The organism is Emticicia sp. SJ17W-69, from assembly GCF_051209875.1.
Classification (GTDB): Bacteria; Bacteroidota; Bacteroidia; order Cytophagales; family Spirosomataceae; genus Emticicia.
The window spans coordinates 4678952-4702576 of the sequence record NZ_JBNTQY010000001.1 but is presented as its reverse complement, the minus strand read 5'-3'; the positions used below and the strand labels follow the sequence as shown (position 1 = coordinate 4702576).

Sequence of the window (23625 nt, the reverse complement as noted above, 5' to 3'; positions counted from 1 at the left end):
AAAAGGAGAGATTTCTATTTGTAAGTACACTCATTAATATCATAGAGATTGTTAAAATTTGTTTGTGATTTTTCTTATATTGATTATTTATGTGAATGTTTAAAACAAAAATATGCTAACAATTGTATTTTAAGTATTAAAAGCCATCCAATTATATTAAATGGGATGGCTTTTTGATTTTAATAACAACTTGGTTTTCTCTTTGATTTCTTGTGAAAATAAATAGCAAAAGCAAAGAAAAGGTATGAATATAGTGATAAAAATACTTGTAAAAGATTGGTTTTCTTTAATAAGAACTATAATGTATAATCTTTTTTTTATTATATTTCGTCTATTTGTTTTTGTCCTTTTTTTGTCAAAAAAAAGTAATGTATGTTATTGATAATCAAGTGTTTATATTAATACAAATAGGCCTTTAATTTATCGCACAAATCTTGATTTTGGTCATATTTTTATAAATCTTTATTCCTTTTTTTTGCATAATATATTTTTTATCAATAACTTTATTTTCGCAATTAAGGGAATTGCGGAACAAACTAAACTAAAAACTAACAACAAACTGTATGAGGAAACTTCTACTCGCTGGCATCATGCTAGTGTGGGCTAGCTTCGCTATGGCCCAAGAAAAAACGATTTCAGGGAAGATTACTTCTTCTGATGATGGCTCTCCACTTCCAGGTGTGAGTGTATTAATTAAAGGCTCTACTAAAGGAGTTTCTACGGATGGAAATGGTGTTTACAAAATCACAGCTCCAGCCAATGCAACATTAAATTTCAGCTTTATTGGCTTCGCTACTCAGTCAGTAGCAATCAACAACCGTACAATTGTTGATGTGCAATTGAAAGCAGATGCCGCAGCTTTTAATGAAGTTGTTGTAACAGCACAAGGTATTCGTAAGAATGTGAGAGAAATTGGGTACGCTTACTCAAAAGTAGCTACAGAAGACATTACTGTTGGGCGTTCACCTCAATTGGCACAAGCCCTTTCAGGAAAAGTTACAGGTTTGGCTGTTTACAATGTAAACAACAGTGTTGACCCTTCGGTTAAAATCGTATTGCGTGGTTTCCGTTCATTAACAGGTAATAACGAAGCTTTAGTGGTATTAGATGGTATGCAAACTACTTCTACAGTATTGGCTTTGATTAACCCTAATGACATCGAAAGTGTATCTATTTTGAAAGGTGGTCAAGCTGCAACTTTGTATGGTTCGGCTGGTATCAACGGTGCTTTAGTTATCACAACTAAGAAAGGTGAAAAAGGTAAAGTAAAAGTTGGTTATTCAAATAGTACTAACTTTGAACAAATTAGCTTCCTTCCTGCTTTTCAAGATAAATATGGTTCTGGTTCTCAATATTATCCGGAAGTATTTGGCACGCCTGCTTATAGCAATGACTATTTGGTTAGAATGAAAGGTAACTGGAGACCTTATGAAAACCAACAATATGGTGATGCTTTTGATGGCTCAATCAGACTTTTAGGTAGAGTTGCAGAAGATGGTAGTAAATTAGAATTACCTTATTCTCCTGTAAAAAATAGCAGAAGAAATACTTTCGATACAGGTGTTTCTACAAATAATCAAGTAAATGTTCAAGGTGGAGATGATAAAAGTACTTTTTATCTATCTATCGAAAATCAAAAAATCAAGGGTATTGTACCGCATGATAAAAGTGAAAGAACTGGTGTAAGATTATCAGCTACAAGAGAATATAACAAATTGACTGCTGGTTTCACAGCAAGTTATACACAAGCAGCTTATGACAGAACATCATCAGATTTTTATAATGATGTTATCAATCAGCCAGGTAATTTGCCTTTAACTGAATTTAGAGATTGGAAAAATAATCCATTGGCAAATCCAAATGGTTACTATAATGACTATTATAATAACCCATATTTCAATGCCGATAATAACCGTATGGTTTATAAAGATGCCAACATTTCTGGTAACTTTAATTTGGTTTATAAAGCTCTTTCGTGGTTACAATTTACTAACCGTTTAGGGGTACTTAATAACTCACGTACAGGGAAAAATACAACTGGTAAGTTTTTGTATTCAGACTGGGCAAAAAACAAAGCATATATTCCTGAGCCTTACACGCACGATGATGATTATGATGGAATTTATAGAGCGATTACTGACAACTTAGGATCGGTTACAGATTATTCAGGAACTGAGAATGTTATCAATAATGAATTCCAAATTCAATTAACTAAAGACCTTGGTGCATTTACAAATAAATTGATTTTGGGTAGTAGCGTTTACCAAAGATACCTTAAAAATATTACTGTAGGTTCAAGCTCAATTGTTGTTCCTGAAGTTTATAACGTTTCAAACAGACAAGGAGAATTAACTGGTGGTGAAGCAAATAGCATGGAGCGTAAATATGGCTACTATGGTGATTTAACTACTAATTACAAAAACTGGTTGATTCTTAATGGTACTTTCCGTTATGATGCTACTTCACGTTTCTACAAACCAACACGTGACAAGAGCTACTGGTCATATCCATATTATGGTGCAGCCATTTCATTTATTGCAACAGATGCTCTTCCTTCGATTAAAGGTAATATCTTGAATTATGCAAAAATCCGTGTAAACTATAATAAAAATGCCAATGACAATATTCCATTGTATGGCTTAGACTTAGTTTACAGCAATGGTGCAAACTTCCCTTATGGTAATACTGTAGGTTTGACAGTTGGTAATACGCTTCCTGATGCAAACTTGAAACCTGAAAATGTATATTCAGGAGAAATTGGTGGTGAGTTCCAATTGTTTAATAACAGAATCAACTTAGACGTTTCGGCATATACCCAAACTTCAAAAGGTCAAGTAATTACAGTAGGTGTGCCACGTACTACAGGGTTCAGTAACTTGCTTATCAACGTAGGTGAAACTAAAAACTGGGGTTATGAAGCAGACTTTAAATACCTAATATTGAGAGGTAAAAAAGTTGACTGGGATTTCAGTTTGAGATACTCATATAACGATAATAAAGTTGTTGACTTATATCCAGGAATTAACGAATTCCAATATGGTGGCTATGCTTATGCTAATACAAGTGTTGTAAAAGGCGAGCGTTTCCCAATGTTGAAAACTGATGGATACCAATATGCTCCAGATGGCTCTGGCTTAAGATTAGTTAATGGTACAACAGGTTATCCATTAAGACAAACTACGTTATCAAACAGAGGTGGTACTTTACCTCGTCACATTGTTGGTTTAGGTTCGAGAGCATCTTACAATGGTTTTGCATTTACATTTAACTTCGAATATCGTGGTGGTAATGTAATGTATAGCGATTTAGGACGTCAAATGACCTTTACTGGTGCTGGTAAATGGACAGAAAACAGAGCTCCTCAAATCTTCCCTAATTCTGCTGTATTGGGTGCTGATGGTAAAACAGTTACACCAAACACAACAGTTTTTGTACGTGAGCCTGAGTATGCTTTGTGGGTAAATAACTATCGTTTGATTTCTGAAAACTTTGTAAATAGTGCTTGGTTTATCAAATTGAGAGACATTAATTTATCATATAGCATCCCATCTAAAATTATTTCAAAAACAAAAGTATTCTCTGCTGCAAGTATTGCTTTGTATGGTAGAAACTTGCTTACTATTGTTGACAAAATGAATTATTACACTGACCCTGAATTTAGTTTCACCACAGGTAATGGTTTAGGTATCAACAATACTTCGCAAACTCCACCTGTGCGTCAGTATGGTGTGAATATCAATATTGCATTTTAATTACAATTAAAATAGACTGAAAAATGAAAATAAAATCAATAATAATAATCGCATTTATTGCTTTTGTTGGAAGCGGGTGTAAGGAGTCTTTTTTAGATATCAACACTAACCCCAACACTTTACCTACGGCTTCGCCCAACTATGTGTTTACAAATGCTTTAAACACATCGGCAGCTAACATGGTAAGTCCCAACGAAACAGGTTCTTACTGGGCAGGACAATGGTCACAGTCGAATGGTTATATCCTTTCTACGACTATTTTTTCTTATAACTTCACCAATGCAGACTTTAACTATTGGGATGGTTATTATGATAATTTACAAGATTATCAATTTGTGATTGAAAATGCAGATACCTACAGCCAAAAGTATTTGAAAGGACCTGCAAAAATCATGAAGGCTTTGTTGTTTCAACAATTGGTTGATATGTATGGCAATGTGCCTTATTCAGATGCTTTACAAGGTTCAAAGGTATTAGCACCAAAGTTTGATGACCAAAAAGCAGTATATGAAACATTGATCGCATTATTGGACGACGGAATTAAAGATGTAAAAGCAAATCCTTTTGCGAGTGCATTTGCCAGTTCTGATATTGTTTTCAAAGGTAATACTACCAAATGGGCTAAGTTTGCTAACTCTCTTAAATTGAGAATTTTGATACACCAAGCTAAAATAGCTGGAAGAGATAGCTATATCACAACCGAAATCAATAAAATTGTATCAGAAGGCTCTGGCTTTATTACTGGTGAAGATGTTGGCGTAGGTGGTAGTGGTTTCTTTTTGGCAACTGCTGGTAAATTGAACCCTGTTTATGACAGATGGGGATATGATGCCAATGGAGCTAAAAGAGCATTGAACAATTATCCAAGATTGACTCAATACTTTGTTAATAGCCTCAAAGCTGGTGGCGATACACTTCGCTTGAAAAGAATTGGTTATGCTAATGGTGGAGAATCTTCAGCTACACCTGGTGTAAGTTCAGCGAAAGAAATTGCAGCAAACTATGCGGGTGTTCCTTTTGGACAAAGCTCTGGATTTTTACCATCGGCTTGTTCTTCACTCGGACCAAGTTTATTAGTTAAAGGTGAGTATAATAGACCTTACTTAATTATGACTGCTGCTGAAGTACAATTACTTTTGGCAGAAGCAAAGCAACGTTTCAGCGGTGTAACATTGACAGGAACAGCTCAATCATATTTTGAAGAGGGTATCGCTCAATCTTTCAGAGCTTTTGGTGCGAATGTGAGTGCTGCCGCAGCTTTCAAAGGAAGCAAAGTTAACAATTATGATTGGGAAGCATCTACTGATAAATTGGCTGCCATTGCAACTCAAAAATGGATTGCATTAGCTAATTTCAACGGTTTAGAAGCATGGACTGAATACAGAAGAACTAACTTACCAACAACTCCACAAACAGTTCAGGTAGTGGATAGTAAAAGACCACTTCGATTCTATTATCCAAATACAGAATCGGGTTCTAACTCAGCGAATGTAACCGCACAAGGTACAATTGATGCGTTATCAACAAGATTATTCTGGGATGTTGATTAATTCTTCTCAATAGATCTTAAAGAATAAAATAGTACCAAAAGAGTCACCTTCAAAAGAGGTGGCTCTTTTGTTTTTATGAACATTATTTACGCATAAATATACCGTTAAATCGAAAGATATACCTTTAAATAGAATTTTTGAGTGATGTTGATATTTTCTTTTAAAATTTGCAAACTCTTGAATATCAACCATTTGAGTGACCTATTTATTCAATCAAGAATGCTAATAAATTCATCAATGCGGCAAGGTATTTATTATTTTCAAACCTAAAACAATATACAATATGAAACGTTCAACATTTATGCTCATTTCTTCTATTTATGGATTATTACTTGGTGCTATTTTAGTCATTTCTCCCTCGGAAGCCATGAAAACCTATGGCTACACCTCTCTTGATTTTCTGCATAACGACCTTTCAATTCACCTTGGATTGTTGGTACTTATTATTGCAGCTTACCTTTTGATCAAACGAAATTCTGAAAATCAAGAATTGGTGAATACCATTTTATGGATGAATTTTATTGCAACAATAACAGGAGCCTTATATGATATATATGCCCTCAAGCATATAACAGAAATGCCAACACTTGGTTATTTTGATATAGGTTTGAGACTAGTGATAGGAATAACGACTGCATTTTATTTGAAGAAACCATAATTGCTGGATAACAAATAATAAAAAGAGTCAAGGCATAAAAATCTGATAATCAGTTTTCTAAGCCTTGACTCTTTATTTATAAAACAATCTTTAGATGCTCTTAGTATCTATTACGGTTGTTGTCACGGTCATAACCGCCACCACCACCGCCGCCACGGTTGTAACCACCGCCGCCGCCACCACCGTAGCCGCCACGATCACCACCACCACCACGGTTGTAGCCACCACCGCCGCCACCGCCACGATTATCTCTTTCTTTTTTCTCTTCAGCTTGATTAACCACTGCTGAACGTCCGCCAATGTCAGAGCCATTCAATGCGTCAATTGCTTTTTGGGCTGAGGCATCGTCTGGCATTTCTACGAATGCAAACCCTTTGCTTCTTCCTGTGTACTTGTCAGTAATGATTTTTACTGAACTTACTTCGCCATACTCTTCAAAATATTGCTTTAATTCGCTTTCTTCGATTTTAAAAGGCAGACTTCCAACAAAAATGTTCATGGTAACTTTATGATTTGAATGATAAATTTTTACAAAAGTATAGGTATTTTATTAATTACCTACGATTATTCATTTTTTTGATGAGAAAAGATGAAAAATAGTTGAGATTGAGGATTAGGTGTCAGGAAATAGGTTTTAGGATGATGGATTTTAGGTTAGAGAGATAAGTGAAAAACTCAACATACATAAAATATATTCAGTTTTTTTCCAAAGCCTAACTCCTAAAATCTATTTCCTAATTCTTAATTCGCCATTTCTGATAAAAACTTAATCCTCATTAATCTTAATTCCTCTTCACTGATGTCTTCACTTTCAAATTCTTTCTGAGCGGCACGAATATTGTCAGTTTCGGCTGCCATAAAGTACTCATATATCTCATCTTGGCGGTCTTCATCAATGACTTGGTTGATGTAATAGTCGAGATTAAGTCGTGTACCCGAATAGCAGATATGCTCAATTTCTTCAATCAACTCCGACATGGTTAAATCTTTGGCCTCAACGATTTCATCTAAATTAATCTTACGGTCAATTTGCTGAATGATGAAAATCTTGATTTTTGATTTATTTACGGCAGATTTGACTACCAAATCTTGCGTAGTTTCGATTTCATTATCATCTACATATTTGGTAATCAAATCAAGGAATGGTTTACCAAACTTCTGTACTTTACCCAAACCTACACCATTAATATTGGCCAAGTCTTGCGAAGTAGTAGGGTAGGTGGTTGCCATCTCCTCTAATGAAGGATCTTGGAAAACCACATAAGGTGGTACATTTTTCTCTTTAGCGATTTTCTTACGTAATGCCTTTAATAGCTCGAAAAGGGCAGCATCAAAAGCTCCACCGCCTCCCGAACTACTATTCATACTTATATCATCGTCATCACTGCTTTCAGTATTTTCGTAGTTATGGTCTTCCGATATAGTAATTGGGTGAGAATCCTCAATAAAGCTTTTACCCTTAGCGGTTAATTTTACAACACCATAGGCATTTTCAATATCTTTTTCAAGAAAACCTAATACCATTAATTGACGCAAGACCGAAACCCAATAATCATTTGAAGTTTTTTTGTTGTCTTGTTTCTTAGGAGATTTTTCTGCTTTTTTTGCAGGAGTTGACGATTTTGCAGCAACTGGTTTGGCATCATCCTCGTCATCATCATCTGAAATGTCTAATTCAACCTCTTCTTCTTCTTCCTCATCATCATCGTCTTCTTCTTCATGCGAAACAAACATGCCTTTGCCTTTACCATATACTTCCAATTTATCATGCTCATGGCTTCTGATGTAAGCATTTGAAGTATTGGCTGTCAGAATATCGGCAATGTGCTGTATATCAAATCTTTCCCCAGCTTGTAAAACTGCTTTCAGACCTAAAACTGCTTCGTCTTCTATTTTGGTTTTTTTAGTAGGTTTCAAGCAATTGTCGCAAAAACCACAATCTTTTTCAGCATACTCGCCAAAATAGCTTAATAACTGTCTTCTACGACAAACCCCAAGATTTGAGTATGCCACCATTTCCATGAGCAATGCACGGGCATTGTCTCGCTCGGTAACGGTTTTATCTTTATTAAATTTCTCTAATTTAAGAATATCGTCATACGCATAAAACATCAAGCAATTTCCTTCCAAACCATCTCTTCCTGCACGACCCGTTTCTTGATAATATCCTTCGAGTGATTTAGGAGCATCATAGTGTATTACAAAACGGACATCGGGTTTATCAATACCCATTCCGAAGGCAATTGTGGCTACGATTACGTCAGATTCTTCATTCAAGAAAGCATCTTGGTTTTTCATGCGAGTATCTGCATCCAAGCCAGCATGATAAGGCAAAGCTTTGATACCATTGACACTTAATAAGCTCGCAATTTCTTCTACTTTTTTGCGACTCAAGCAATAAATAATGCCCGATTTACCTTTATTATTGGCTATATAGCGAATGAGTTGCTTTTTAGAATCAATCTTTGGACGAATTTCGTAATAAAGATTTTTTCTATTAAACGACGATTTGAAGATATGAGACTCCTCCATATTGAGGTTTTTCTGAATATCTTGCTGAACCTTTGGCGTGGCGGTGGCCGTCAGAGCGATGATTGGTAATTTTGGGTCAATATCATCAATAATTCCTCTGATTCGGCGATATTCTGGGCGAAAATCATGTCCCCACTCTGAAATACAGTGGGCTTCATCGACTGCAATAAACGAAAGTTTTGCTTTTTTCAAGAAAACCAAATTATCCTCTTTTGTCAATGACTCAGGAGCAATGTATAGTAAACGACACTCGCCACTTAGTACGTCATTCTTAACTCTTGTCATCTCCGACTTATTAAGAGTCGAATTGAGAAATTGAGCATTAATACCGAAGGCAGTCATTTGATCTACCTGATTTTTCATTAAAGCAATGAGTGGAGAAATCACAATCGCTGTACCATCTAAAACCATCGCTGGTAATTGGTAACAAAGTGATTTCCCTGCTCCAGTTGGCATAATGACAAAGGTATTATTTCCACTAACAATATTATTGATAATGGTTTCTTGTTCGCCCCTAAAGGCATCAAAGCCAAAAATTTCTTTGAGTTTTTCTTTTAGTGATTGTTGTATTGATGCTTCTACCATAAATGCAATGTTGCTGTACGGAAACTTTAAATCTAAATGTGATAATAGGTAAGTATTATGCTAAGTTACTACATTTTTTGAATTTGTATTGAAATTTATTTTTTCTTCACCATCATTAATAAAGTCATTCGTGTTTGGTTTTTGTAAACACAAAAAATTTCGCATTATCATTTCTGCTAATTTAAGAAACACATCAAAAAAATAAAAGCCATCCTAAAAACTTATTTTATCTTTTTAAAAATCTTAGGTGATTTTATCAAATTACGAATCAACCAAAAAGATACTTTTTTTGTATCCTTACCAAACATCAGTTACTTTTGTTCAAAAATCAAGTTCTGAAAAGTGAATACGAAGTTAGAAAAAAAAATACAAAGCGTTGCTAAAAAAGTCTTACAAGATGAGGCAGAGGCAATTCTTTCTTTGAAAAATTATATTGATGAGCAATTTGAGGCCTGCGTTGATGCGATTCTGGTTTGTGAAGGTAGGCTCGTTGTAACAGGAATTGGCAAAAGTGCGATTATCGCACAAAAAATTGTTGCTACTTTAAATTCTACTGGCACTCCTGCCATTTTTATGCACGCCGCTGATGCGATTCATGGTGATCTGGGGATGATTCAGAAGGATGATATTATATTGTGCATTTCTAAAAGTGGTGATACACCTGAAATTAAAATATTAGTGCCACTCTTGAAACGATACGGAAATCGTTTGATAGCGATGGTGAGTAATATACATTCGTATCTCGCCAAAAATGCTGATTTTGTATTGAATGCTCACGTAGAACAAGAGGCTTGTCCACTAAATCTTGCCCCTACAACCTCAACTACAGCTGCTCTGGCTCTGGGCGATGCCTTGGCCATGTGCTTGCTCGAAGGGCGAGATTTTACAAGTCAAGATTTTGCACAATACCACCCTGGTGGAAGTTTGGGTAAAAAATTGTATTTAAAGGTAAGAGATATTTTTCCACAAAATGCGGTGCCAAGAGTAGCTAAAGATGCTGATATTCAGACGGTTATCTTAGAGATGACGTCCAAGCGTCTTGGAGCTACCGCCGTAGTGAATGATGAAAATGAGCTTTTAGGTATTATTACCGATGGAGATTTAAGAAGAATGTTGAATAAACAACAAGATTTTTCTATTTTGCAAGCGAAAGATATTATGAACTCATCGCCAAAAGCTATTGAAGCTGATGAATATGCAGCCAATGCACTGGCACTAATGCAAGGAAAAAGCATTACTCAGTTGGTGGTAATTGATAATAATAAAGTTGAGGGATTTATCCACATGCACGATTTATTGAGAGAAGGGCTGGTTTAAATCAATGAGAGAATGTTCGAATGAGTGAATCAATTCAATCGTCTAAAATATAATTTTCATCACCTATTGTAGAAATAAATTATTATTATTCAAATTCTATCATTCACTCATTCATTAATTCTATCATTGTAACAACTATGCCCGAAAATCTACCAGAAGAAGAAAAACCATTGAACCCAAATTTAGGAGAAGAATCTTCACAACCGATTGAAAACATTGAACCATCAGATGAAATAATTACTGCTGATAATTTGATGGAAGAAAGCACTTCCATTCCACCAAACCAACCAACTGAGCCTGTGTCAGTTGTAGCCAAACTTCCCATCAAACCTTGGATTCCGTCTTTTCATGGCGAAGGTTCGAAGTATTTTGTTATTCGACTGATTAATGCTCTTTTACAAGTTGTCACATTCAATTTTTATTATCCTTGGGCAAAAGCGGCCAAATTGGATTATCTCTATGAGCAGACTGAATTTGCAGGAAGTCGGTTCAAATTTCATGGTTCGGGGAAAGAAATGTTTATTGGTTACCTAAAAATGCTTTTTATTGTCGCTGTCATTTACGGTGGATTTTATTGGGCAAATGCCGAGCAAAAAGCTATTTTAGGTTTTCTGATTTTATATGGAGGTTTGATTTTGGTTTATCCATTGGCGATTCATGGAACAGTAAAGTATCGTCTTTCAAGAACTTCTTGGCGAGGGATTTTCTTCGGTTATCGTGGTGAATTGGGTGAATTGTTTGCCAAATTTTTCATTGGCATTTTGCTTTCTGTTGTTACGTTTAGTATTTATTGGTCATGGGTGCAAGTTGATTTAAGAAAATACGTTACTCAACGCATCAGATTTGGCGATGTAGAATTTGATTTTACAGGAAAAGGGCTTGATTTGTTTCTAATTAAACTCAAATACATGGCGTTTTTCTTTATAGGGTATTTGGTTTGTTTCTTTATAATATTAGTTTTGGCAGGAATTGGTTTTGGTTTAGGCACTATTTTTAGTGTTGATATGAAAGGTGGTTTTAGAGAGTTTTCAGCGGGTATCATTGTTGGAGTGATTATTCTCTATTTATTAATCATTGCTATTATGGGAACTATCGCTTTGATGCGTCAGCGAGAAATTTTCCAGTTTTATGCCGACCATACTTTTGCTTGGCAGAATGAAAAATGGCATGGCGTAAAACTCAATATGACTTTTGGTGACCTGTTCAGATTAAGCGTAGGAAATATGTTTTTATTGATTTTTACACTTGGCATAGCCACTCCTTATGTAGAGGTGAGAAACTTACATTTTATTATGCCACGCTTGGAAATTGATGGAACATTCGATCCTGATATTCTTACACAAACTGAAAGTGATTACAGAGATGCTACTGGTGAAGACGTAGGCGATTGGTTGGATATTGATTTGGCGTAAATTTTCAAGGCTGTTAGCGATTAGCTCTTGGCTGTTAGTTAAAATTTATAAAAATAAAGATAATTTTGAAAGCTAATATCGGACAGCCGAAGCGACTAAACGCCAAAAGCTAAAAGCAAATAAAAATGGAACACTCGGCAATATATTATGACGGTAAAACCAGCCAACCTTATGATGCTCAAATAATCATTTCGGGAAACGCATTGACTATTAATTACGGAAATGGGCAAGTGGTTTGGGCAATTTCACAAATTGATTATAGTTCTTTTACAGGTAAGGGAAAAACCATGCTCAAATACGGTGAGTTTCCGCACCAATATCTTGAATTTCCACTGGATTCTTCACTTTTTCATGCCTTAGAAAACTATTTGCCAAAACGAAGAGAAGGTTTTTGGGCATTTTCTAATGAGTTGGCCAATTCAGGATTTAGAGGTGTATTGATTGGATTAGCTATTTTTATGGCTATTACAGCAAGCTTTTATTTTTTGGTTTTACCCAAAGTGGCTGAATATGTGGCAGATAAAATTCCAATTGAAACAGAAATAGATTTAGGTAAACAGTTTTATGACAGTTTTGTGGGAGATATGGAAGTTGATAAAGGAAAAACAAAATTGCTAAATGATTTTGCCAAGAAAATAGATTTTGAGACTGAATATCCATTGACATTTACAGTCGTGAAATCGGAGCAAGTCAACGCTTTTGCTTTGCCTGGAGGAAATGTAGTGGTTTTTGATGCTATTTTAAAGAAAATTAAAACGCCAGAAGAATTAGTAGCCTTACTTTCACACGAAGTTACGCATGTAAAAGAACGCCATTCATTGAAAGGCTTAGCTCGGAACTTGACAGGTTCTTTAGTGATTTCTGTTATTATTGGAGATATGAATACCATCGGCAATATTTTGGTTAGTCAGGCCAATAATATTTATCAATTAGGCTTTACGAGAGATATGGAAAAACAAGCTGATTTGGAAGGTTTGGAGATCATGTATCTTAATAAACTCGACCCACAGGGAATGATACACCTGATGGAACGATTGAACGAAGAAGAGAAAAAATACGGTGTTGATAAAATGCCAGCCTACCTAAATTCTCATCCAATGACCAAAGAGCGAATCGCGTATATTACTGAAGAATCAAAAGGTAGAAAAGGACAGAGAAATGAACAATTAGAAGAGATTTGGAAGAAGATAGAAACTGAAAAATGATATATTGAAGCACGAGTGCTTCAATATATCATTTTAAAAAATCTACTCCTCCAAAAAGTCTAAATCCTTTCCATGTGTTTCTGGAATGGTGAGGGTCGAGTAAAAACCTATCGCAAAGCAGATAAGGCCCACGATTGCTCCTGCTATAATTACACCTTGTGTAGGTTTGAAGAATTTGTACATGGTTGTCATCAAAACCACAGTTCCACGTACCATATTTGGTACTGTAGTTGCAGCGGTGGCTCTTAGATTTGTACCAAATTGTTCTGCTCCTACTGTTACGAACATGGCCCAATATCCAGTTCCAAGACCTAACCAGCAGCATAAACCATAAAGTATATTCGCACTTTTGACACTCCCTGAAAATAGAAATACAAATACACCAATTAATGCAAATGCCATCATGGCTGCAATGGCTTTTTTACGAGAATGAAATAAATGACTAATAAATCCACTACCAAAATCACCAATCGAAATACCGATATAAGCCCACATAATGGCCAAGCCTGGGTCAACTTTTTCAGCAATTCCTAAGGCTTCGCCAAACTCATTGCTCAAATAAGTCAAGATACCTATACAAAACCAAGTTGGCAAACCAATTCCAATACACTTCATATAAATCGAAAAACGATTCCAGTCAGTAAAAAAGGCAAAGAAATTACCTCTTTCCACGTGTTTTTTGCCAACAATGTCTTTGAAAATTCCAGACTCGATGACACCTACTCGAAGAAGTAAAAGAGCAATGCCTAATCCTCCACCGATGAAATAGGCAATAGTCCAATCGCCTGAAAGTTTGACTGTAAAAGTTGCAACAACAGCCCCTAATAAACCAATACCCGCTACTAACGAAGTACCGATTGCTCTTAATTGTTTAGGCAAAATCTCAGAAACAAGCGTAATACCCGCACCTAATTCACCTGCTAAACCAATTCCGGCTATAAAACGCAACCATTTATAGGCTTCAATTTTATCTATAAATTCAATATGCGGAATCATTCCACAACAAATATTTGCTAATGAGTAGGTAATAATCGAACCAAAAAGGACAGAAAGTCGGCCTTTTTTATCGCCCAAAATCCCCCAAAAGATACCACCAATAAGCAAACCAATCATTTGGAAATTAATAATTGTCGTGCCTACCGATGAAACAGCTTCTTTGGTATTCAAACCAAGACTTTCGAGACTTTGTACCCGAACGATTCCAAAGAGCTGAAGATCATAAATGTCAACAAAATAGCCTAATGCGGCTACAATGACAGGTAAACTAAAAAGGTGCTGAAAAGTAGTTTTTTCTTGAGTCATATATTTTTAGGTTTAGGGTGTTTTTTAGTCCACTGCCGATAGTCCACAGAATTATGCCGAAAAGTAGCTATCGTCTGTGGACTATCGACTGTGGACTGTATTATAATTCTTTTACTTTAATTTTACGCCATTTTACTTTAATTCCACCGCCACTGTGAATTTGCAGAGCAATGATGCCATTTACTGAGCCAATAGCACTATCATCTAAAGTAATCATTTGTGTACCATTCAAGTAGCTTGTTACGACATTGTTTTCTACCACAATTCTCATTTTATTCCATTCGCCCATTTTCAAGGCTTTGTCTTTTTCAGGCTCAGGTTTTATCAACCAACCTCTTTTGTAAGATTCATAAACCCCACCTGTTGAGTGTCCTGGCGGGGCAACTTCTACTTGCCATCCAGAAATTTTAGTACCTTCAATAGAAGAATGAAAAAATACACCACTGTTGCCATTGGCTTCTTGCTTGAATTCAAGTGTTAATTCAAAATTCTTAAAAGATTTTTCAGTACCAAGATAGCCGTATTCTTTGTCAGGACCACTTTCACAAATCAATAAGCCATCTTCTACATACCATTTTTCAGTACCATAGATTTTCCAGCCTGAAAGGTCTTTTCCATTAAAAAGCGTTTGTTTTTTGCCTTTTTGAGCAAAAACTATTGTCGAAAATAGCATGACAAAAAGAAAGAGCAGACTTTGTTTAATTTTCATTTTTTGTTAGCGTTGATAAGTTTGGTTATGGAAGAATAATTTTTTTTACAAAGAAAAGCTAAAATCTTTATCTTGCATCGTTTAAACAAAAAAATGCTATGAAAAAAAATGTCTTGATACTTATTATTTTGTGGTCTTTTTTGTGGATAGGGAGCTTAGAGTTAAGTTTTGCCCAATCTAAAGTATCACAACAAAGTTTTGATGGATACATTAATAACAAAATTCCAATTAATTTATCATTAACCTTTGAGGACAATTTGGTCTATGGTATTTTAACTTATACAAAGGTAGGCCAACCTATCAAAGTAATAGGTAGCCTTGAGAAAGATGATTTTTTGCTGCATGAATTTGCTGCAAAAGCTGATATTACAGGTATTTATTATGGCGAAAAAAAAGGTGACGAAATCAAAGGCTCATGGTCAAATCCAACTGGGAAAGAGATGCCATTTAGTATCAAAAAAACAGCAGTAGTTGCGATTGAAAAACCTGAAGTAAAATCTGTAACTGGCTCTTATGCGTATAGTTTTGGAAAGGATGGAGGTACTGGAAACTTGTATGTTCAACAAGTTGGAAAAGATAAAATTATCGTAGAAATGCAGGCAGTAAAAGGCCCACCGAGTTATAATCAAGCAATTATTACAAAAACGAGTTTGAAATTAGCCAGAAATGAAGCCATTTATGAGAATAAGGAATTTGGTAAATGCAAACTAAAAATCAGCTTCTTTGAAGGAGGAGCTAACATTATTTATTTGGATGAAGCGTATGAATGTGGATTTGGAAATGCTGCTTCGGTAGTAGGCAGTTATTTGAAATTTGATACCAAAGCTCCTAAATTTGAACAAAATTAAGGTGTCAATGTTTTGTAATTTAACCTAAACTCAATATCAATGAAAAATTTATTAATGATTCTTTTATTATTCTCTACGTTTCCAATTTTTGCCCAAACCGACGAGGAACAAATCAAAGCAAGCATCAATCAGGTATTTGATGGTATGCGTAAAAACGATACCACATTGGTACGCCAAGTCCTGCACCCGTCTTGTTTTTTGAAATCAATTGGTAAAAGCAAAACAGGCGAAGTTCGTTTGCAAGAAGATGCGATTATCGATTGGTTGAAATCAATTGGAACAAAGCGTGAAGGTGTACTTTTAGATGAAAGATTGACCAGTTATGACATCAAAATTGATGGAGAAATGGCAATGGCTTGGACACCTTATGAGTTTTATGTCAATGATAAATTTAATCATTGTGGTGTAGATGTGTTTACAATGATGAAAACAGATAAAGGTTGGAAAATTGTCGGTATTGTGGATACTCGCAGAAAAGACAACTGCAAAAAATAAGTTGATAAAGTAAAACCATTAACAAACCTATCAAACAATGAAAAAACTATTATTGGGGCTTATTGCCTTAACTATCATTTCTTGTACTTCAAAAAAAGCCGAGCAAACAGCTTCGACTTCACAAAACAAAGACTTAGCCAAAGTTTTTGATGATTACTATGAAGAAAGCCTCAAACTTTCGCCTATCTCTGCTACCAATCAAGGTGATAATCGTTATAATGATTTATTACCAAATGATATTTCACAAGAATTTATTGCCAAGACAAAAGTAGTTTATACCGATTATCTTGAAAAAGTTTCAAAGTTTGACCGAGAATCATTGAGTGATGAAGATAAAATCGCTTATGATATTTTCAAGCGTCAGATGGAAATTCAATTGGAAGGACTTAAATTCCATACTGAATATATACCTTTTCAGCAATTTTATGGCTTGCCTCTTACAATGGGGCAGTTGGGAAGTGGTGAAGGTAGTCAGCCTTTCAAAACAGTGAAAGATTATGAAGATTGGTTAAAACGTATTTCAGCTTTTAAAGTTTGGAGCGATACTGCCGTAGTAAATTTCCGTAAAGGAATTGCTACTGGAATAGTTTTGCCCAAATCGTTGGTTGTAAAAATGATTCCACAAATGAATGATTTGGTTGTTGCCGACCCAACTAAAAGTCTTTTTTATGGCCCAATCAATAAATTGCCAAAAGATTTTAGTGATGTCGATAAAACTCGTTTGACAGATGCTTATAAAAAAGCAATTATGGATGAATTAGTACCAACTTATAAAAAATTGGGTGATTTTCTCAAAACTGAGTATCTTCCCAAAGCTCGCCTAAGTTCGGGTATTGGTGAGATGCCAGAAGGCAAAGAATTATATACCTATTTAGCAAAAGTAATGACAACCACTGATAAAGCTCCCGATGAAATTTATGAAACGGGTCTTTCAGAAGTGGCTCGTATCAGAGGAGAAATGGAGAAAGTGAAAGAGCAAGTGGGTTTCAAGGGAACTTTAGCTGAATTTTTCACCCATCTAAAAACCGATAAGAAATTTTATCCTTATAAAACTCCTAAAGAAGTATTAGATGCTTTTGGAACTATTTTGGCGAAAATTGAACCAAATCTAAAGACAATGTTTTCAAAAACGCCTAAAACGAAGTTTGAAATTCGGGAAACTGAAAAGTTTAGAGAAGCATCGGCCAGTGCCGAATACAACGCTGGCTCGGCTGATGGCAGTCGCCCTGGGATTTTCTACGTGCCAATTCCTGATGCTACCAAATTCAATTTTACTTCAGGAATGGAATCTTTGTTTTTGCACGAAGCTATTCCTGGACATCATTATCAGGTTTCTTTGCAACAAGAAAATACTTCTTTATATAAATTCCAACGATTTGGTGGCACTTCAGCTTATGCAGAAGGATGGGCTTTATATTGTGAATCTTTGGGCAAAGAATTAGGGCTTTACACCGACCCATATCAATATATTGGTGCATTAGGTGATGAAATCCATCGTGCCATTCGATTAGTAGTTGATGTGGCAATTCATACAAAAGGATGGTCACGTGAGCAAGCAATCAAGTATATGATGGACAATGAGCCTATTTCCGAACAAGGAGCAACTGCCGAAATTGAGCGTTATATGGCAATACCTGGGCAAGCATTATCCTATAAAATTGGTGCATTGAAAATCAGAGAGTTACGTACAAAATACGAAAAACAACTGGGTTCGAAATTTAGTTTAGCGGCTTTTCACGATGAGTTTTTGAAAGATGGCGATATGCCTTTGAGCGTTTTAGAGCGTAAAATGGATGCTTGGGCAGCAAAACAGTAACAAAAAATTAAACTCCTGAAAGAATATTTTCAGGAGTTTAATTTTTCTGAAAATAAAGCCTCATTTTCAGAAATAATCCTTCAAAACCACAGGTGCAGGGAAAGTCATTTCAAAATCTTTTACTGCTAAAATACTCAAAGGTTTGAGTTGTGAAATTGGAGGAAAGAAAGTGCTATCAACTTCGATATCTATTATTTTGGCAAATGAAGCCTTGCCCTTAGCAGGAGAATTGGTAATCAACAAATCTTTGCTTTGTTTTTGTGCAAGTTTTAGTGGAAAAAATTTTGTTGTAATTGGAAAACTAAAGGAGTGATTACGAAGATGTACCTTGAAAAATTTTTTTCCTTCAATTATTACCTCAATAATTGACTCCTTTTCGTTTGGTTTTGTAATTTTGAAATCAGCTAACTCTTTCGGAATACCCCAATTTTTATTACCATTCCATACACTATCATCACTCGAAACATATATTTTAGAAATCGAAAAAAGCTTTTTATTGCTGAAATTCATCCTTCCAGGTACGAACAATAACTCTCGGTAAGGCCCAACCGCCGAAGTTTCATAATCGACCAACATCACTGTTCCAACAAAATCTCCCTTAAAGCTATCTCGTTGATATTCAGCCAAAAAACCAAACTTCTCAACAAATTCTTTTGGAAAATGATATATAAAAATATACCCATTTCCTTTCAATGTCCATGGTGGAGGAGCTTGCATTTTTTAGTTATCAATTATGAGTGAATAATTAAATATTTTGTGTGAAATTATTAAAAAGAAGCTAAAGCCTTCGCTTGCTTTTCAAGAAAATTTCGGTAAACGTCAAAAGTGAAGTCCTCACCATTGAAATGTGCTTTCATATTACCTAATTTCATGCGTAAGCCAAGTACGTCTGTTCCCATATAACTCAAAATATCATTGAGATGTCCTAAGCCAACTGCATTTCCCAATACACCAGCCGAAATGCCTACAAGAGCCGCTTTTTTATTATTAAAACTATCGGGATAACGGAGGCCATCAAAAAAAGTTTTTAGAACTCCGGGGAATGAACCGTTATATTCGGGTACAATAAAGACAAATTTTTTAGTTTCATCAACGATTTTTTGAAAAGTATTAAAAGTCTCGTTTTTTCCTGAATTATGATACAATGCCGAAAATGCAAAATCATGTGGAAGTTCAGACAAATCAATGATTTGACTCTCTTGATCAAGCGTTTTTAGTAAATTTTGGTAATAAATACCAACTTTTCTTGAAAGTGAATTGTGGCGATTTGTGCCTATGATAATACCAATCATTACAATAAGTTTTGGTTTGATTCTTTGTAACCTAACAAAAAATAAGGCAAAATGTTCCTCATTAGAAGAAATCTAAACGCTCTTGCATCAAATCTCGTATCTTTGTTAAAAACCAAAAAACTTTATGCTTAATACTACTTTAGGAAAATTTAGGGTAATTGCTTTTTTAGAAGGGTGTTCTTTTATTCTCTTTGGCATCACAATGCCACTCAAATACATGATGGGAATGCCTAAACCCAATTATTTTGTAGGTATGGCACATGGCATACTTTTTATCAGTTATGTGATTTTGTTAGCTTTAGTAGCATTTCAAGATAAATGGTCATTAAAAAAGGTCATTTTGGCATTTTTAGCTTCTTTTGTACCTTTTGGTACTTTTTATGCCGATAAAAAATTATTCAGGTAGGATGCGATTATTAACGTAGAGACGCAATGCATTGCGTCTCTACATAAATATTTAAATAATTTATTGAACGATTAATTGTCCTCTAATTTCGCCACTTGGAGCGATTTTACTATGAATATTGACATAATATAGACCTGCCAATAGATCAGCCTCTTGATCAGAAGTAAGTGCTACAGTAGAAAAATTGAATGGGCTAACAAAGGTTGTTCCCATATCTAATACAACTGGGCCTGAAGTTCCTGCTGCTCCTTTATGAATATGCCAAGCCGTTGGTGTGATACCTGCATAATTCACAGAAAGTGTCAAAATCTTTGTCCCTTTGTTATAAGTTCCCGAAATTGAGCCAGTCGCTTTAGTCGCTGCTAATGCCAGTTGTCCTCTGATTTCACCACTTGGAGAAATTTTACTATGAATATTGACGTAGTTTAATCCGCCAACCAAATCAGCTTCTTGTGCTGCTGTGAAAGCAGGAGAAGTATAAGTAAATGGGCTTTTGAACTCTGTACCGAAATTAAAAATCACACCACCTGTTACCCCAGTAGCAGCTTTATGGATATGCCATGCTGTAGGAGTGATACCATTATACGTGATATTAAGCGTTAAGATTTTGGTAGTTTTATCAAAAGAGCCAAGTACATCGCCTGTGGCTGTAGTTGTAACGGCAGGAACCTCATTACTACCTGCCAATGTCGTAGTAGCATAAAGTATATTACTATCGCCTGCAAGTGTCCCTGATACAACTTGGTCTGGAATAGTTTCGTCTTTCTTGCAAGCTATCGCTAAAGCAAATACGAGGGTAAATGATAATAATAAGTTTTTTTTCATTGAGTTATAAGGTATTTTAAATTTGAAAAAAGGTCTAATGATTCTAAATCAGTTAACACTTTGTGAATACGTGCGAAACCAGGTAATGGTTGTAAGACAAATAAAGTTTTTTTTGATTAAAAAATGATTGTTATCATATATTCTCCGATGGAATGATAACTTTTACCTCAAATCTTTCAAAATCTTTTTTATTCGTTTACTTTAATACCAAATTTGTAAATAATGAAAGAGAAGTATCGACAAATATTGATTCACGTTGTTGGCTGTTTGAGCTTTTTAGCATTGGCTTTTATACCGCTTTTTCAAGGTAAAACCAATACTATTTTTAATCCAATGGCGGTGCGAGAGTTTTTAGGATATGGGGTATTGCTCTTGATTTTTTATTTTAATTATTTCATTCTTGTTCCACGTCTCTATTTTTTCAAGAAATACTTATTATATTTTCTTTCGATAGGACTTATTTATTTGGGTTTTAGAAATACCACGAGTTTCGTGATTACTCAAAGCGAATTCCTTCATCAAGCCCCGCCCAATATGTCGATGAATAGAAGGTCACCGCCACCCAGAGAAAATTTTACACCCCAATTTGATAAACCCAATAACAATCATCCTCCCGAGAATGATATGTTTATTGATGTTAATCAAAAAGTTTTTCCATTTTTGGTGGTGATTTTTTTCTCTTTAATGCTCCGACTCAGCAGCAGATGGCAACAAACCGAGCGAGAAAAAACGAATGCAGAATTGGCTTATTTGAAAGCTCAAATAAATCCTCATTTTTTATTTAATACATTGAATAGTATTTATTCATTAGCCATTCAAAAATCTGATGAGACACCTACCGCAGTGGTAAAGCTTTCGGGAATGATGCGTTATGTTCTAAGCGAATCTTCCAATGATTTTGTGCCTTTAGAAAGAGAAATAACATATATTCAAAATTATATAGATTTACAGAAAATACGCTTTGAAGATGCTATTTCCTTAGATTTTGTAGTGAATGGAGATATGAAAGGTAAAAAAATAGCCCCATTAATGTTGATTCCTTTTATCGAAAATGCCTTTAAACATGGTGTAAATGCAGAGGAAGAATCAGTCATAAAAATACACATTGCTACTGCAGAAAATGAGCTGTATCTATCTGTTTTCAATAAAAAAGTTACTGTTCATATTTCCGAAGAAAACAAAAGTGGTTTGGGGGTTGAAAATACAAAAAATAGACTTGAGCATTTGTATCCTGAAAAGCATAAACTTGCTATTTATGATACAAAAGATGAATATTTAGTTGAACTTTTGATGAAATTGTAGGGAAAACGAGGAAATGTGGCACATCTTAAAAGTGAACCTAATACATAAATAAAATGTCAGATGTGCCACATTTGTTGGTCAATCGTAATTTTTTAATATGATAAAAGCCATTGCCATTGATGATGAATTGCTTGCCTTGAAAGTCATAGAAAACTTTTGTGGGAAAGTTGATTTCATTGATTTAGAGAAAACTTTTCATAAACCCAAAGAAGCCCTCAAATTTTTGGAAGAATACCCCGTTGATTTGCTTTTTCTTGATATTAATATGCCCTCCATGACGGGTATAGAATTGTTTAAAAGTATTAATCAAAATACGATGGTCATTTTCACAACCGCTTATAGTGAATATGCAGTGGAGGGCTTTAACCTCAATGCAATTGATTATCTTTTGAAACCATTTACCTATGAGCGTTTTTTGCAAGGAGTAAACAAAGCCAATGAATATTATAAAAGCCAGCAACCAAGAGATACTGAAAATACGTCTTATTTATATATTCGTGCTGATTATCGTTTGCATAAAATTGCGTTAAATGAAATTCTATTCATCGAAGGTTTAGATGATTATTTGAAAATTCATATCGAAAAAAGCAAACCAATTGTTGCTCGAATGACCATGAAAACGATGCTCGAAAAGCTCCCTTCACAAGAGTTTATGAGAGTGCATCGCTCTTATATAGTGCCATTTCGTAAAATAGAAAATGTGAGGAATAAGATATTAACCATTGCAGAAGAAGAAATCCCAATTGGTATAAGTTACGAAAAGGTTTTTTTTGAAAATTTTGGAAAATAATGTAAAAGTACGACGGATTTTCTAATTCGTCTGGTTTCATTTTGGGCGGATTAGAAAATCCGTCGTACAAATTATGACACAAACTGAAGCAAAAATATATTTATCAGAACAAAGAGGCAAAACCGAGTTTTCATGGTTTCGCAGCCTTCATACTTTTAATTTTGGCAATTATTTTGATGAAAATAAAGCCTCATTTGGGATAATAAAGTCGTTTAATGATAATACACTCGCCGCACGAAAAAGCAACAAAAGACGAGTAGAAAATCCTACGGAAGTGTTGATTCTGCCTTTGGTTGGTGGCATTGAATTCAAAAATAGCATGGGTTTTCATGACTTTTTGGAAGTTGGACAAATACAGATTTTTTCAGCCCAAGCTGGGATGGAATATGAAGTAATAAATCCTTATGAGTCAGAACAGAACGCCTCTCGACTAATTAATTATTTGGAAATTTGGATTGAAAAAGAACAAATTAATACATCAGAAGTTGAACAAATTACTTTTGATATTGAGCAAAGAAATGAGCTTTTGCCCATTTTTACCCAAGAAGATATATTTATTTATTTTGGAAAATTTGGCGGTAGAGAAGATAGCATTTACCAATTACGAAATTCCCAAAATGGTATTTTTGCATTTGTAATTGAAGGGGCTTTTGAATTTCAAAATCGCTTGCTTCACCCTCGTGATGGTTTGGCATTATGGCAGGTTGCGGAGTTAGATTTTGAAGCACTTTCCAATGATGCAATGCTTTTAGTTTTTGAAATCCCGCAATCATAAATCTGCTCGTTTACCTCATAAAATTTCCTATTTACCTCAATTCTAAGAATACAG

The 23625-nt window shown here is 35.0% G+C and carries 20 protein-coding genes; 13 read left to right on the top strand and 7 right to left on the bottom strand.

Translation table 11 applies throughout. From position 1 onward, the window contains the following. Nucleotides 1–563: 563 nt before the first annotated feature. The 3 genes from ACQUQZ_RS19230 (at nucleotide 564) to ACQUQZ_RS19220 (ending at nucleotide 5960) form a co-directional block, all read left to right on the top strand. On the top strand, nucleotides 564–3752 hold the full coding sequence (locus ACQUQZ_RS19230) for a SusC/RagA family TonB-linked outer membrane protein (protein ID WP_435356714.1): 3189 nt from the start codon (nucleotides 564–566) through the stop codon (nucleotides 3750–3752). A gap of 23 nt (nucleotides 3753–3775) precedes the next feature. After that, nucleotides 3776–5302: a SusD/RagB family nutrient-binding outer membrane lipoprotein gene (locus tag ACQUQZ_RS19225; RefSeq protein WP_435356713.1), complete on the top strand. Its 1527-nt coding sequence runs from the start codon at nucleotides 3776–3778 to the stop codon at nucleotides 5300–5302. 283 nt (nucleotides 5303–5585) lie between these two features. Then, nucleotides 5586–5960, top strand: coding sequence for a hypothetical protein (locus tag ACQUQZ_RS19220; RefSeq protein ID WP_435356712.1), 375 nt, complete (start codon nucleotides 5586–5588; stop codon nucleotides 5958–5960). A 100-nt stretch (nucleotides 5961–6060) separates the two neighbouring features. Here ACQUQZ_RS19220 and ACQUQZ_RS19215 read toward each other — a convergent pair whose 3' ends face one another. Both ACQUQZ_RS19215 and ACQUQZ_RS19210 read right to left on the bottom strand, forming a co-directional pair. Continuing rightward, nucleotides 6061–6459 (bottom strand): RNA recognition motif domain-containing protein, encoded by a 399-nt coding sequence (locus tag ACQUQZ_RS19215; RefSeq protein WP_435356711.1) that lies wholly within the window; start codon nucleotides 6457–6459, stop codon nucleotides 6061–6063. A 242-nt stretch (nucleotides 6460–6701) separates the two neighbouring features. Beyond that, nucleotides 6702–9077, bottom strand: a complete 2376-nt coding sequence (locus ACQUQZ_RS19210; RefSeq protein ID WP_435356710.1) for a RecQ family ATP-dependent DNA helicase — start codon at nucleotides 9075–9077, stop codon at nucleotides 6702–6704. Between the two features lie 342 nt (nucleotides 9078–9419). Between ACQUQZ_RS19210 and ACQUQZ_RS19205 the strand changes: the two genes are divergently transcribed. The 3 genes from ACQUQZ_RS19205 (at nucleotide 9420) to ACQUQZ_RS19195 (ending at nucleotide 13011) form a co-directional block, all read left to right on the top strand. Next, entirely contained in the window at nucleotides 9420–10394 is a 975-nt protein-coding gene (locus tag ACQUQZ_RS19205; RefSeq protein WP_435356709.1) for a KpsF/GutQ family sugar-phosphate isomerase, read from the top strand. Between the two features lie 137 nt (nucleotides 10395–10531). Continuing rightward, nucleotides 10532–11806 (top strand): YjgN family protein, encoded by a 1275-nt coding sequence (locus tag ACQUQZ_RS19200; RefSeq protein ID WP_435356708.1) that lies wholly within the window; start codon nucleotides 10532–10534, stop codon nucleotides 11804–11806. A gap of 125 nt (nucleotides 11807–11931) precedes the next feature. Further along, nucleotides 11932–13011 (top strand): M48 family metallopeptidase, encoded by a 1080-nt coding sequence (locus ACQUQZ_RS19195; RefSeq protein WP_435356707.1) that lies wholly within the window; start codon nucleotides 11932–11934, stop codon nucleotides 13009–13011. Nucleotides 13012–13053: 42 nt separating this feature from the next. Here ACQUQZ_RS19195 and ACQUQZ_RS19190 read toward each other — a convergent pair whose 3' ends face one another. After that, the gene (locus ACQUQZ_RS19190; RefSeq protein WP_435356706.1) at nucleotides 13054–14313 is read right to left on the bottom strand and encodes an MFS transporter; all 1260 of its coding nucleotides are present in this window, start codon (nucleotides 14311–14313) and stop codon (nucleotides 13054–13056) included. 100 nt (nucleotides 14314–14413) lie between these two features. Beyond that, nucleotides 14414–15022 carry a 3-keto-disaccharide hydrolase gene (locus ACQUQZ_RS19185; RefSeq protein ID WP_435356705.1) on the bottom strand — a complete coding sequence of 203 codons (609 nt, stop codon included), beginning with the start codon at nucleotides 15020–15022 and terminating at the stop codon, nucleotides 14414–14416. Between the two features lie 98 nt (nucleotides 15023–15120). Between ACQUQZ_RS19185 and ACQUQZ_RS19180 the strand changes: the two genes are divergently transcribed. From ACQUQZ_RS19180 to ACQUQZ_RS19170, 3 genes are read left to right on the top strand one after another with little or no spacing between them, the layout of a single operon-like run. Next, nucleotides 15121–15870: a hypothetical protein gene (locus ACQUQZ_RS19180; protein WP_435356704.1), complete on the top strand. Its 750-nt coding sequence runs from the start codon at nucleotides 15121–15123 to the stop codon at nucleotides 15868–15870. Nucleotides 15871–15909: 39 nt separating this feature from the next. Next, nucleotides 15910–16365, top strand: a complete 456-nt coding sequence (locus ACQUQZ_RS19175; RefSeq protein WP_435356703.1) for a nuclear transport factor 2 family protein — start codon at nucleotides 15910–15912, stop codon at nucleotides 16363–16365. A 37-nt stretch (nucleotides 16366–16402) separates the two neighbouring features. Further along, nucleotides 16403–18181 (top strand): DUF885 domain-containing protein, encoded by a 1779-nt coding sequence (locus ACQUQZ_RS19170; RefSeq protein WP_435356702.1) that lies wholly within the window; start codon nucleotides 16403–16405, stop codon nucleotides 18179–18181. Nucleotides 18182–18247: 66 nt separating this feature from the next. Here ACQUQZ_RS19170 and ACQUQZ_RS19165 read toward each other — a convergent pair whose 3' ends face one another. Next, entirely contained in the window at nucleotides 18248–18898 is a 651-nt protein-coding gene (locus ACQUQZ_RS19165; RefSeq protein WP_435356701.1) for an acetoacetate decarboxylase family protein, read from the bottom strand. Nucleotides 18899–18948: 50 nt separating this feature from the next. After that, nucleotides 18949–19473, bottom strand: a complete 525-nt coding sequence (locus ACQUQZ_RS19160; RefSeq protein ID WP_435356700.1) for an NADPH-dependent FMN reductase — start codon at nucleotides 19471–19473, stop codon at nucleotides 18949–18951. Nucleotides 19474–19597: 124 nt separating this feature from the next. Here ACQUQZ_RS19160 and ACQUQZ_RS19155 point away from each other — a divergent pair, with 124 nt between their 5' ends. Further along, a complete protein-coding gene (locus tag ACQUQZ_RS19155; protein WP_435356699.1) occupies nucleotides 19598–19879 on the top strand; it encodes a DUF3817 domain-containing protein in 282 nt (93 codons plus the stop codon). Between the two features lie 60 nt (nucleotides 19880–19939). Here the strand turns inward: ACQUQZ_RS19155 and ACQUQZ_RS19150 are convergent, their stop codons facing one another. Next, nucleotides 19940–20704: a CHRD domain-containing protein gene (locus ACQUQZ_RS19150; protein ID WP_435356698.1), complete on the bottom strand. Its 765-nt coding sequence runs from the start codon at nucleotides 20702–20704 to the stop codon at nucleotides 19940–19942. Nucleotides 20705–20926: 222 nt separating this feature from the next. Between ACQUQZ_RS19150 and ACQUQZ_RS19145 the strand changes: the two genes are divergently transcribed. The 3 genes from ACQUQZ_RS19145 (at nucleotide 20927) to ACQUQZ_RS19135 (ending at nucleotide 23571) form a co-directional block, all read left to right on the top strand. Then, nucleotides 20927–22006, top strand: coding sequence for a sensor histidine kinase (locus ACQUQZ_RS19145; RefSeq protein ID WP_435356697.1), 1080 nt, complete (start codon nucleotides 20927–20929; stop codon nucleotides 22004–22006). Nucleotides 22007–22103: 97 nt separating this feature from the next. Beyond that, the gene (locus ACQUQZ_RS19140) at nucleotides 22104–22796 is read left to right on the top strand and encodes a LytR/AlgR family response regulator transcription factor (protein ID WP_435356696.1); all 693 of its coding nucleotides are present in this window, start codon (nucleotides 22104–22106) and stop codon (nucleotides 22794–22796) included. Between the two features lie 73 nt (nucleotides 22797–22869). Next, entirely contained in the window at nucleotides 22870–23571 is a 702-nt protein-coding gene (locus tag ACQUQZ_RS19135) for a pirin family protein (protein WP_435356695.1), read from the top strand. Nucleotides 23572–23625: the final 54 nt, after the last annotated feature.